Origin of the sequence: Paenibacillus sp. FSL L8-0641, assembly GCF_038006265.1 — a bacterium.
Taxonomy (GTDB): Bacteria; Bacillota; Bacilli; order Paenibacillales; family Paenibacillaceae; genus Paenibacillus; species Paenibacillus polymyxa_D.
Window position 1 is genome coordinate 4,408,746 of the sequence record NZ_JBBOUW010000001.1, and the last position, 12,445, is coordinate 4,421,190.

General features: G+C 46.9%; 10 protein-coding genes. 1 reads left to right on the forward strand and 9 read right to left on the reverse strand.

What is annotated here, in order from left to right; translation table 11 throughout:
- Positions 1 to 126: 126 nt before the first annotated feature.
- The gene (locus MKY16_RS19975) at positions 127 to 1,056 is read right to left on the reverse strand and encodes a COX15/CtaA family protein (RefSeq protein ID WP_029518217.1); all 930 of its coding nucleotides are present in this window, start codon (positions 1,054 to 1,056) and stop codon (positions 127 to 129) included.
- Positions 1,057 to 1,275: 219 nt separating this feature from the next.
- Entirely contained in the window at positions 1,276 to 1,620 is a 345-nt protein-coding gene (locus MKY16_RS19980; protein ID WP_029518216.1) for a thioredoxin family protein, read from the reverse strand.
- A gap of 239 nt (positions 1,621 to 1,859) precedes the next feature.
- On the opposite strand from MKY16_RS19980, the gene MKY16_RS19985 reads away from it, so the two are divergent.
- A complete protein-coding gene (locus MKY16_RS19985; RefSeq protein ID WP_340956769.1) occupies positions 1,860 to 3,149 on the forward strand; it encodes a DUF2515 family protein in 1,290 nt (429 codons plus the stop codon).
- Between the two features lie 17 nt (positions 3,150 to 3,166).
- On the opposite strand, the gene MKY16_RS19990 is transcribed toward MKY16_RS19985, so the two are convergent.
- The 7 genes from MKY16_RS19990 to MKY16_RS20020 all read right to left on the reverse strand — a co-directional run bounded on the left by MKY16_RS19990 (position 3,167) and on the right by MKY16_RS20020 (position 12,314).
- Entirely contained in the window at positions 3,167 to 4,801 is a 1,635-nt protein-coding gene (locus MKY16_RS19990) for a putative polysaccharide biosynthesis protein (protein WP_340956770.1), read from the reverse strand.
- 138 nt (positions 4,802 to 4,939) lie between these two features.
- On the reverse strand, positions 4,940 to 5,419 hold the full coding sequence (locus MKY16_RS19995) for a DUF456 domain-containing protein (RefSeq protein ID WP_318627993.1): 480 nt from the start codon (positions 5,417 to 5,419) through the stop codon (positions 4,940 to 4,942).
- A gap of 51 nt (positions 5,420 to 5,470) precedes the next feature.
- Positions 5,471 to 6,220, reverse strand: coding sequence for a Cof-type HAD-IIB family hydrolase (locus tag MKY16_RS20000; protein ID WP_061829851.1), 750 nt, complete (start codon positions 6,218 to 6,220; stop codon positions 5,471 to 5,473).
- An 82-nt stretch (positions 6,221 to 6,302) separates the two neighbouring features.
- A complete protein-coding gene (locus MKY16_RS20005; protein ID WP_340956775.1) occupies positions 6,303 to 8,381 on the reverse strand; it encodes a peptidoglycan D,D-transpeptidase FtsI family protein in 2,079 nt (692 codons plus the stop codon).
- A gap of 180 nt (positions 8,382 to 8,561) precedes the next feature.
- Positions 8,562 to 10,643 (reverse strand): peptidoglycan D,D-transpeptidase FtsI family protein, encoded by a 2,082-nt coding sequence (locus MKY16_RS20010; protein ID WP_340956776.1) that lies wholly within the window; start codon positions 10,641 to 10,643, stop codon positions 8,562 to 8,564.
- Between the two features lie 20 nt (positions 10,644 to 10,663).
- Entirely contained in the window at positions 10,664 to 11,815 is a 1,152-nt protein-coding gene (locus MKY16_RS20015) for a transglutaminase domain-containing protein (protein WP_318627989.1), read from the reverse strand.
- A gap of 16 nt (positions 11,816 to 11,831) precedes the next feature.
- Positions 11,832 to 12,314 (reverse strand): hypothetical protein, encoded by a 483-nt coding sequence (locus tag MKY16_RS20020; RefSeq protein ID WP_029518209.1) that lies wholly within the window; start codon positions 12,312 to 12,314, stop codon positions 11,832 to 11,834.
- Positions 12,315 to 12,445: the final 131 nt, after the last annotated feature.

Genomic DNA, 12,445 nt, shown 5'->3' on the forward strand with positions numbered 1-12,445 from the left:
ACGATTCCTCCTAAGCAAATCAAGCCCTCGAGAAACTCGTGGGCCTGGTTTGTTTCTTATATGCTATTATACGTGTTTAAACGCCACTTGGGCAAAAAATCCGCTTCACTATGATCTATGAAATGCTTAGGTACGTTGTGCTTGGGTCGGAACAAGCTTGCGATCCGGTGACAATTGCCATACACGATAGCTCAGATAAGCCAAGATGGAGAACAACGATGCAATCACCAGCATATGCCCCAGCACGATAAACATGTAGATTTCAGGTCTGTTGACGTACAGCAAGATAATTCCAATCACCACTTGAAGCAGGATTAACAAGACCGATACAACACCCAATATACGGATGTCCCGGTGATTCGGGTGATAACGGTATGCGTAGTGACCCACAGCCAAGATAATGACGAACAGCAGACCGGCTGAAATCTGATGAAGCAACAGTGGAGATATGAAGCCTCCAATATTTACAACCTTCTGGATGACCGAGTGACTAAGCAACGCCCCTGAATAGACAGCAATATAGGTATAGATCGTCGATAGCCATATAAAATTACGAAAGCCCCGACTGACAGGCCCAGGAATCAGACGCGGAGTGTGGCGTGAGTCCGCATGCTCCTGCCAGGCCCCCAGCGTCATCATAGTCGCACTGGCAAAAGCGATAAGCGCAAAGCCAAAATGCAGTCCCATGACCGCAGCTGATTGGGAGAATATGACAGCCAACGCCCCCATTGCACCTTGTATGATCACAAACAAGAGCGTGAGCAGCGAGAATAGCTGTAAATCCTTTCGATGCTTCATAAACAGCAAAAAGCCAACAAATGAGGCGATAGAAAGAATCCCGGCCATGGCACTGACGGAGCGGTGAGAGAACTCAATAAGGGATGCGATCGTATGTGCCGGAACCAGCTTACCATTGCATAGCGGGAATTCCCGGCCACAGCCCAGACCCGAATCCGTCCGCGTCACAACACCTCCACCGAAGGTAGCCAAAAACATGACAATACATGTTACGAGTGCCAGCCATTTTAATATTCTAATTTTGTTATTCAAATTCACCCGTATCCTTCCAAATATAATATTTATTCACTTTATATGTTGTGAAATGATCACTTATAGTAATTATAACTGATATATCGTTCCTTGACATACGAGCTTTGTTGACAAAATGTGAACGTGTTCGTGAGAAAGCCGCCCCCTTGAAAGGAAGCGGCTTTCTGAATGTCTTGATGTTTAAAATTCAATTTGGAACCTTCATGTATGCATGTACAGCATTCATTATTTTGCCAAGCTCGTATGGACTTCAACAGCCCGATCCAAAAATTGCTCAATCTCCTCGCGGGATTTGCGCAGTCTGTTCACCAGACGTACCAGTTCTCGCCCTTCACTGTAAGCGATAAAGCTAGGAATCCCCAATACATTCTGCTCTTGACTGACGCTTTCGGCCTGTTCTACATCAATCTCAATTAATGTAAGCTTATCTGCATATTGTTGTTCCACATCAGGCATGAACGGATCAATGAAATGACAATCCCCACACCAGTCCGCCTTAAATACAGCCACCGTTACGCCCGGAGTGGATATTGCCTTATTAAAGTCTTCATGAGAGACGATTTTTTGCATGGATGATTCCTCCTTAAATTCTTTTTATACTGAAAAGATTGCACTTTCTATTGTAACGCCAAGTGAAGCTTTTGCACACTCCCCCATTCTGCTCACATGCCGATTGGAAGCCCTCTCATTGAGGCATACTAAATATATACTTAAGAATCCACCACATAAACGACGACATCCTAACAGCATACCCAACTTACTTGGCAGGATACGGGGATGCTTGCAGTTGGAAAGGAGGTTATTTAGTCATGTCTCTTACCGAATGGCTCCATACGGCATCTCGACAGCTTCAGGGAGGGCTAAAGTTACTGGGTTCCGTTCCCCGTGTTGCTGAGGAAGCTTGGGAAGGCAAACGGGCAGCCTGGACCGAATCCCGCAAATTACGCTACCCCTTGCGTGAACTAGCGTGGGATTATCATACGGCACAGGCCGCTATGAATGAAGCTGAAGCGTTAATGTTGGTGAACGGACCCGCTACGCGTCCCTCTTCTCTGAATATGCCCTTATGCGAAACAGACTGTGAGCTGCTGGAGCGGATCAAGAACGATACAGCACAGGAGAATCGCAGCAACGTTACCCGCACTGCTGCTTACCTTGAATGCTATCGTGGCTACCCGGAGTTACACTGGGCATTACTGGCTCACCTGGTTTCTCGTAATGGCGGCTATCATATGACCGATCTGAAAGGGGGACTGATTGACAACCTATTCGGCGAGCAGGAAAAGGAATGGCTGTATCGGCTACTGGAGCGCTGTAACGCCCTTATTTTTCAAGACGCTTATCCGCAGTTGCAACTTTACATGCACAGCCGTCATTTAGGTCGGAGTTGCTTTCATTTGTTGCCTTATTTTCACGTTTCGCCATTCATGAAGCCCTTTTGGGAACGTTTCTGGGCATGGCGTGATAGCTCTCTGTTGACTGTGGCGCTCATCATTAATGAACAAAACTATATTGAAGGACGTGTGGTAAAAGATCCGTATTTTCAAAAATTTGTGACACACAAGCCGGGCTTTTATTTGCATGACTGGCTCCAGCTTAATCAGGTTATATTTCCACTTGGGCTAAACGGTGGGCTTGCTGGACTAGTGATGGAGCGTTTCGGCCATTTGGACGAGCGGATCGGCTTTGGCAAAAGTCTCTATGCTATGCTCTTCGGCCATCAGCAGGTGCTGGACCAGGCATCAGCATTCGCTAACAGTGTGCCGCATACGGGTTCACGCAGCGACTATTGGCCTGGACTATTCACCCCGAATGAACAAAAAGCGTTGCACTCTCCAGATGAAAGTGCAACGCTTTTAGCACATGAATGGCTACCGCCAGGACAACGTCTGTACAGCCCGGAGCTGAACGCCGTCTGGTCCGATACAGCTTATGATCCAATCCCCCGGTATGACTGGTTTCAGGACGGCTCCACACTTGGGCATCTAAGCGAACCAAGGCGACCGCTGTTATTTGCCATGCGCCACGAGCATCGCCATGGCATACAAAAAACAGCAATGGCCCACGTTGCCCATAACAGCTTGCAACCTTTCCACTGAAAGACTGGAGAGCTCTTTTAGCCTCGCTGTCCTGTGGACTCACGCTGTAGGCGCATTAACGGACGTAGTACCTTTTGCAACATACGTGGGTAGTTGCCCAGCTCGTCCCTGCGCAATACGCGCAATACAACCAGCAACACCAAGTAGCATACCAGTACAGTCGCTCCGGCAATGCAGCATGCGATGAAGAAGGCTACACGCGAAGGCATCAGATGCACCAGCAGAATACAGGCTTCATTTACACCGTACCCGATAGCTCCTGAGACGACGACTGCGGTTAAGAAACCTGCCCAGCGACGGCCCATGATGGAAAAGGAGACGATCCCTTTAAGCACACGCAAATTCAGCAACGTGATCACGAGGAAACATAATCCGGTTGCGGCAATGATCCCGTAAATCCCAAGCCAACCAGCCAGCAGCCAGCTCGCTGCAAACTTGACGACGATCCCGACCATGACATTAACCATTGAAATACGCGGCTTGCCCATACCGATCAATATCGAATTAGAAGTCATCATCGTAATCTGGAATATCGTTCCGAGTGTCAGAACAGCGATGATACCACTGCCTCCAAGCGAGCTGAACAGTAAACCATTAATAGAATAGGCGGTCACACATAAAGCCAGCACAATCGGCATTCCAGTCAAAATAGAGATACGCAAAGCCAGCGTCATCTGATTTTGTAAATGCTGCTCATCCTTACGAGCAAATGCCGCTGAAATGATCGGAATGAGCGATTGGCTGAGCGCAATGGCCAAAATCGGCGGAATCCCCGCCACACTCTGTGCCCGAGAGCCTAGATAACCCAACTGAGTAGTCGCCTGATCCAACCCCACTTGACCAGACAGCAGTCTCACCACAATCGAGGTATCAATAAAGTTGACCGCCGGAACGGTCAGAGACGACAATACAATCGGAATGGAAAGCTTAAAAATATCTTTGTAAATGCGCATCATCGGTAGCGCGGAGCTTTCCTCTTGGAATTGATCTTGACGATCCTGTCGATCCTGACGACGCAATTTTACCGTGTAGTACAACATGACCGCCAGAGCGCCAAGACTTCCCATGACACCCCCAAAGGAGGCCCCAGCTGCAACCTCGCGATCTCCATAACCCAGCTTCAAAATAATAAAAGCGAGTATAATAGCGGTCGCTACCCGTGCAACCTGCTCCACGATTTGTGAAATACCGCCTGCGGTCATATTACCGCGCCCTTGGAAGTATCCACGCATCATAGCAATGGCAGGGAACAGCAGTAATGCTGGTGCCAAAGCCTGAATGGCCAAAGCGGATTGCGGAACCCCTGCTACATGCTCGGCAAAATAAGGCGCTCCAAAATACAGCAGCGCTGTAATGATAATGCCTGCCGCAGCCGCGAATATTAAAGCTGCACGATACACACGTCGCGCTTCCGAAGGCCGATCCAGTGCATAACGTTCTGAAACCATTTTGCTCAACGTGCTTGGAATGCCGGCCGTAGCCACCGTGAGCAGCATCAAGTAAGCGTTGTTCGCAATGGTAAACGAGGCGTTCCCGACGGAACCGAGCAGATGCTCCAGTGGAACACGCTGTACCAGACCAAGCACTCTGGCCACCAAGGCGGCAGCGGCTAAAATAAGCGTACCTTTAAGGAATGTTTCTTTATTGGACAAAATGCGTTCCCTTCTTTCTTGCTGTTCACACGCATGCAAAAGCCCCGCACAAACTGTCATGGCCTGAGCCATCACCGGTGCGGAGCCGCATGTCGATTCTGTCTCTGCAAATCATAATAAATGATAACGAATCTCGGGTTATAACACCCAAATTAAGAATACAATAATCATGGCAAGCTGCAAAATCACTTTCATCACGGTGCTGGTAAAAAGGCCTAACACAGAGCCAAAGCCCACTTTAATAGCTCGGTCCAGCGGGGCTTTGCTTATCAGCTCACCTAGCACAGCGCCAATAAATGGTCCCAAAATCAGGCCAAATGCCGGAATAACAAAGGGGCCAATAATAATCCCGATAGTACTCAGTATCGCTGACAGGCGCGAGCCACCAAATCGTTTGACTCCCCAGGCATTCACAGCGTAATCCGCGATAAAAAGGGCAACGACGATTAGCGTCTGAATGATCCAGAACAATTTATTATATGAAGCAAACGAGAAAAACCAGCCGTACACAAAAAACGCAAAATAGATGGCGAGCGCCCCCGGCAATACGGGATATACCGCCCCCGCCATGCCCACAATGAACAGCACAATGACAACAATCCAGCCTACAATGTCCATGGGCCTCCTCCTTCTCGTCCATTTATTCTGCTTGCTGCATCATTCGTTTTATTACACAAGCACATAATCGCGGATCACTTCTACAATGCCGTCGTCATTGTTCGAAGCCACGACCACATCAGCGGCTTCTTTTACTGTATCCTGAGCATTCCCCATTGCTACGCCCAGTCCAACCGCTTGAATCACAGCCAGGTCATTCAGACTGTCGCCAACGGCAACCACCTGCTCCAGAGTAATGCCAAGCAGGTCGCACACTTCAGCGATTCCACTGGCCTTGGATATACCAGCTGGGTTAATTTCCAGATTTGTCATCGAAGAATTGGAAATCTCAAGTCCACCCATGTCCTGAAGCTTAAGCAAAATTTGGTGGCGAATTTCGTCATTTTCCGTATTATAACCGAATTTGAGCCACTCCTGTGTGTCCAATGTATCCGGCCAACGATCCCTATTATATAATTCCTCCGTTGAGTAAGCCCAGAACCAAGAGCCTGTTTCTACGGCAATCTGGTGCATCTTGCGAACGAGCTCCTTATCAAGTAAATACCGGCGCCACAACTCGTGGGGTGATTTCCACACCTCACTGCCGTTTACGGTTACCATGGGTGTCTCCAGGCCGAGTTGCTGACCGTAAGGCAGAGCATGCATGGCAGCACGTCCGGTGGATAAGCATACATGAATCCCTTCCTGAATCGCCTTGTTAATCCAGTTAATCGTTTCCAGGGAAATTTCATGATTATCATTCAGTAAAGTTCCATCCATGTCGAGCGCAAGCAGTTTGTATTTATATTGGTTTTCTCCCATAGTCTCTCTTCCTCCTGTATGTCCCTTATGTCCAACGACATTTTACCATGAAAAAGAGAAGCCCACAAAAGTATTCAAGTCCTCACTTTGCTGCCACAGGCTTTTTAGGAGTACCATCTAGCCCGTAAACTTCGTCATACGCATCGAATATTTTACGCGCAACCGGTCCCGCACTCGTCGCACCAAAGCCCCCTTCAGGAATGATGACCGCTACCGCCAGCTTCGGATTTTGACGTGGAGCAAAAGCGATGAACACCCCATTATCTTTAACCGTACGTCCCACCACCTGCTCAGAAGTCCCTGTTTTACGGGCATAGTCATAAGGAAATCCGTTAAAGGCTTTAACATCGGTAGCCATACCCCGAATCACTGTATTCCAGTACGTATCTGAAAAAGCGACCTCATTCAGTACCTTCGGCTTAAATTCACGTACAAGATTCCCCTGATCATCTACAATTTTGCTGACCAAATGAGGCTGCATACGCTTGCCCTTTGTTGCCAGCACAGTCGTATACTGGGCCAATTGCATGGCCGTATACTTTCCCTGCTGACCAAAGGATGCCTGTACCAAACGTGTCAGTGCACTTTCATGCTTGCTCGTATACTCAAGTCTGCCTGCCCACTCGCCCGGCAGATCTACTTCTGTCGGTACGCCTAATCCAAATTCCTTCATATATTTGTCCCATACGTCAATTCCCTGATGCATCCCTGCATTACTTCCGTATTTGGCATACAGCGGCTTGCCGATCATATCCACCATAAACGTATTTGACGAGACCTCAATTGCCCTGCTAGGTGTCAAAGAACCATACACATGCCCGCTAGAATTTCCAACCCGGCTGGAGCGATTTTTGCCGTAGTACGCACTTCCCGTATCCAGATAAGTTTGTCCGGGAGAAAAAAAGTTTTCCTTCAACCCGATCAGCACGGTCAGTGGTTTAATGGTTGAACCCAGAAGCACTGAGGATTCTGGATGTGGACCCGCTTTTCCGCTAGGCACGGATTTAATGGTTCCATTTCCCATTTTATGCTGAATTTCGTCATATACCGAAGGTGAGGTACTTCCACTTTTCCATACATTAGAGTCATAATCCGGCATACTGGCCATTGCCACGATATTTCCGGTCTCTACCTCCATCGCTACAGCGAAGCCAGTGGTTGCGTCTTGATGAAGCTTCCCCGATACGGCATGAGTATGAAGCCAGCCAAGCTGATCCATAATGGCTTGTTCGGTTTTCTGCTGAATTTCTTTGTTGATGGTGGAATATAAATGATGTCCTTTTTCAGGAGGAGTAATGGATTCAATGCCCTCCGGCATGCTGCGAGGATTGACCTCTACCGTTTTATATCCGTTTTTCCCTCTCAGCTCGTCCTGGTACTGAAGCTCCAAGCCATCATATCCGACCGTTTCACTTTCCGAATAAACCTGTGCCGGTTTTAAAACCTCTGAATTCGCTTCATAGAGCTCTTTATATTTGGGCCGGTTCGTTCGAGCTCCTTTGAACTTGTACATATATCCAATCGTTTGTACCGCCACCCGATCCGGGTCATAATGGCGTACACTTTCTTCTACAACCTCTACACCAGGGAACTCTGTCCGATGTTCCAGAAAATAAGCGATTTCCTCCCGACTCAAGTCGGATTTGACCAATCGCGGGGTAAATCCCCTATATTGATTATAGTCCGGGTCCAGTCGCTTTTTTATTTCCTCTGCATTAAGTTGCTCCCCTTCGGTATGCCCCAGTTCGTTTAATTTGGCAGCAAGTCTGGTAGCAAAAGCATCGAGCTCAGGGAGCAGCTTTTCCCCCGGCTTGCGATCTTTCTCCGTACGTTTGCTATAATCCTTAGATAAAGTTACATACAAGGACTGTACTGAAGTCGAATACGCCAGCTTAACCGTACCTGTAGAGTCATAAATCGTGCCGCGACTCGGGGCTAACGGGACATTTTTCGTATTTACGGATTGCTGCTGCCCTTTCAGCTCCTCCGATTGTACAAACTGCAATACAGCTAGTCTGGTAATGATCAGGGCAAACAGCACAAAAGCACCAAAAAACAGTAGGTTGGTTCGTAAAACCGTCTGTTTTTTTCGCGACCCTTCATTCTCTTCAACATTTTTCTTTTTAAATGAAAACTTTTTATCCAAACTTCCTCTGTCCATATTAGCTGGTCATTACTCCTTTCAGTTAGGTTTTTATATTCCTGATCCTACCATATCCAAAGCAATAAACGATGAATTCCCAGATGACAATTTTGTAAGAAAACGTAGAAAAAGCATAAAAAGCTTCCCGCAGCCTAAAGGCTAAGAGAAGCTTTCATGAAATGATATCGTATAAAATGATTATGGCTGTTTGGTTGTATTAGGATCGGTTGCTGTGGCATCCTTTTTCTTAGGTACCCCATCCAATCCATAAACTTCATCGTAGGCATCAAAGATTTTACGTGCCACAGGTCCGGCGCTCCAAGCCCCGAAGCCTCCTTCCGGTATGACAACGGCTACGGCCAGCTTAGGATTCTGACGTGGTGCAAAGGCGATAAATACTCCATTATCTTTCAATTCTCTGCCTACACTTTGCTGCGATGTCCCCGTTTTGCGAGCAAAGTCGTAAGGGAAACCTTTAAATGCGCTGACATCTGTTGCCATCCCGCGTATGACTTCATTCCAGTAGGCATCCGGAAATTTTACTTCATTTAGTACTTTCGGCTTAAACGTTTGAACTACATTGCCGTTGGTATCTTTAATTTGACTGACCAAATGCGGCTCCATCCGTTTACCCTTGGTAGCGATCATTGTTGTGTACTGGGCAAGTTGCATAGGTGTATATTTACCTTGTTGACCAAAGGAAGCATATGCCAGTTTGGAGAGGGCTGACTCGTCTTTTTTCGTATATTCTAAAAGCCCCTTGAACTCACCGGGCAAGTCTACTCCAGTAGAAACACCTAATCCAAACTCCTTCATATAACGATCCCATACGTTAACGCCCTGGTCTTCTGTAGCATTATTTCTGTATTTATTATATAAGCGCTTGCCAACCATATCGACCATGAAAGCATTAGAGGAATGACGTATAGCGGTAGCCGGGTCCATTGAACCGTACACATGACCAGATGAGTTCCGCACCCGTGCAGAGTTGTTACGTCCGAAATAGGCTGCTCCTGTGTCTTGATAATACGTATTTGTTGTAAACAGTCCTTCTTCCAATCCAATAAGAACAGACAGCGGTTTAATAGTTGATCCGAGAAGCACGGTAGAATCTGGGTGCTGTCCAGATTGGCCTGAGCCAACATTCTTAATTGTAGCATTTTGATACACATGTTTTATTTCTTCATATTTGTCTTTTGAAATCGTACCCGTTTGCCAATAATTCGCATCATAATCCGGCATACTAGCCATCGCCACCACATTTCCTGTATCCACTTCCATAGCCACAGCAAAGCCTGTTTTAGCATAAGGATGAGTCCTGCCAGATACAGCGTGTGTATGAAGCCATCTCAATTGATCCATAATAGCATTTTCAGTCTTCACCTGAATTTCTTTGTTAATCGTGGAATAGACATTATCCCCTTTTTGCGGAGGTGTAACAGAATCTACGCCTTCAGGCATATTGCGCGGATCAATCGGGACCGTTTTATAACCATTTTTCCCTCGTAACTGTTCCTGATATTGAAATTCCAGTCCATCAAAGCCAACAGATTCATTATCCATATAAATGAGGCCCGGATCATTTTCAGCTGACATGGATTTTTGGATGTTTTTATATTTAGCCAACGTTTCACGCGCACTTTTATAGCTTTTAATGTAGCCAACCGTTTGGACAGCTACCGTATCAGGATCATAATGGCGTACCGTTTCCTCAACGACATCTACGCCCGGAAACTCACTCTTATGCTGCATAAAATAGGCCACTTCATCTTTGTTAAGATTCGTTTTAATCAAACGCGGCGTAAAACCGCTAAATCGCTGATAGTTCCGATCCATAGCGTCCATAATTTGTTCTGCCGTCATTTTCGGCTCATCTTTATTACCATATTGTGCAAATCGATTTGCCAGCTTTTGTGTCATGTTTTCCAGCTCAGGCAACAGCTTTTTATCAGGCTTACGCAACTGCTCCATACCATCACTGTAATTCTTGGAGAGCGTTATATAGAGCGACTGTACTGGTGTAGAATACGCCAGTCTGTTCTGTCCGGTTGAATCATAAATCGTTCCGCGAATCGGCGTAAGTGGTACATTTTTGGTAACATTACTGGCCTCCTGCTGCTTAAGCTGAGGTCCATCTACAAATTGAAGTATCGCCAATCTTACAATGATGACTGTAAATATAATGAACGAGCTGAAAAAGAACAGATTGATCCGAAAGCTGAATCTTTTTCGATCAGACGTCCCATTGTCTGTTCCCTGCTCGTTGTCTATCTTTCTCATGTGCCCTTTTCCACTCCTTATTAAATCACTTTATCCTTGATATGTGTTTGGGCAAAACCAGGCGGATTAAACCAGTCCCCACTTTGCGCCCAGGTCGGGTCTAGCGGTACCCACTGATTCTGTCCGCTCAAATATACCTCATTCCAGGCATGGGACCCGTATCCTCCCTGTCCGTTGTACCCAAGGCCTGTTACAACCTTGACCTGTAGCCCCTGCGAACGAGCCATCATTGAGTAAAGGCGGGCATAATCAATGCACACTCCTTTACGTGTATCAAACGTATCTCTGGGAGTCTGTTCATGCCAGTCACCACGTTGCTCATAGGCTTCAACCTTACTGTAATCATAGCTAATACGGGTGCCTACCCATTCATACAACGCTCTAGCTTTTTGCTCGTCACCGCTAGCCCCTTCTGTAATCTTGGCCGCTGCCTGAACGATATCGCTTGGAATGTCCCGGTCGATTATTTCATATTTGCGCTGCATGATACCATTCAATTCCTTGGTAACAGCCTGCGTAAATACGGGCAGCTTATCCTTAATCAGAGTCCCGGACAACGGCTCAATGACCGATTGCGCACCTTGCTTATAAATCGGTGAAGCTTGTACGTAGCTGCTAAACCCGCTGTCTGGGTACAGACTTACGCCTATGAACAGCAGGGCTATGATTATCATGGCGCGAGCTCCACCAATAAGAGTACCTATTCCAGCCCCTGCCACCCTGCTGAAAAAGCCCGATTTTTGGGGATGCTCATGGAGAGAGGAATCTGATTTTCCACCTACCATCAACACATAAATGGCACGCAGTATAAACTGGGCAATAGCATAACTGAGCATGAACAATACGGCGAATCGCAGCAGCGGAAAACCCTCTATCCCCGCCACAAGCGTATAATAAAATTGCTCAATCCCGCTTAGTTTTCGCTGTGGCAAATGCTCCATGTAAGCTGCCAGCCATTGTTGCACCTTCGGTGAAAGCCACATGGCTAATCCGAGCGAGCACAAAATACCCGCTACAGTCAGTATGCCATCCACAATAAGACTAAACAGCGCCCCTACAGATCTGGAAGCTCCTCGTCTCCAGCCCTGAATCAACGACAGCAGTACAATGACAATTAAAAACACCGTCACGCCATTCCAATGAAGAATAGGCTCCAGCCAGGATGGTTTCATTGTGTTCCTCCTGTCTCTACGGCGACTGTGGCGACTGTGTTACAGCCGAGCCTTTCGCACCTTCGATATATTTCTTGACGGTATCGCCCATACTCCACTCGCCCAGCGACATCCCCTGAAACCATACCTTGACCTTGTCACCATCAAATGGACCTTTCACTTCCAAGTTGGAGCTGGTTACCGAAAACGTACCATCCGCGTTGGATGTGTATTGGGCATCCCGTCCCTCTTTGATCATCATGTTCAAGGCCTCGCTCTGAACCTTGTTAATCGCATCATCCTTTGCCTGAGTAACGACCTTGCCGACCTGTTCAAAGGAAATGCCACTGTAGATAAGCAAGCCTGCAATTACGACGATGACAATCAGCCATTTTATGAGAGTTCTTACAACCTTCAATATGACTAACAATAGGACAAGCCCAATTAATATATACAGCCAATTATCTTGAACAATCTGCCAATTATGTTCCAAAAACTCTCTCCAGACGCCCTTATCCATTTCGCTACACTCCCGTTTTCAACTACATGATTCGAATTGCAAAATTGTCTCTGTAATTATACATGATTACGCAATGTCCTGTCAGCTTAGGTCTTATACATACCTTGTCTTTCAATTCTTGTCCATACAAA

Bases quoted from the DNA above. Each gene is read 5' to 3' on its own strand.
- MKY16_RS19980 (WP_029518216.1), bottom strand. From the start codon at position 1,620: ATGCAAAAAATCGTCTCTCATGAAGACTTTAATAAGGCAATATCCACT.
- MKY16_RS19985 (WP_340956769.1), top strand. From the start codon at position 1,860: ATGTCTCTTACCGAATGGCTCCATACGGCATCTCGACAGCTTCAGGGA.
- MKY16_RS19995 (WP_318627993.1), bottom strand. From the start codon at position 5,419: ATGGACATTGTAGGCTGGATTGTTGTCATTGTGCTGTTCATTGTGGGC.
- MKY16_RS20000 (WP_061829851.1), bottom strand. From the start codon at position 6,220: ATGGGAGAAAACCAATATAAATACAAACTGCTTGCGCTCGACATGGAT.
- MKY16_RS20005 (WP_340956775.1), bottom strand. From the start codon at position 8,381: ATGGACAGAGGAAGTTTGGATAAAAAGTTTTCATTTAAAAAGAAAAAT.
- MKY16_RS20010 (WP_340956776.1), bottom strand. From the start codon at position 10,643: ATGAGAAAGATAGACAACGAGCAGGGAACAGACAATGGGACGTCTGAT.
- MKY16_RS20015 (WP_318627989.1), bottom strand. From the start codon at position 11,815: ATGAAACCATCCTGGCTGGAGCCTATTCTTCATTGGAATGGCGTGACG.
- MKY16_RS20020 (WP_029518209.1), bottom strand. From the start codon at position 12,314: ATGGATAAGGGCGTCTGGAGAGAGTTTTTGGAACATAATTGGCAGATT.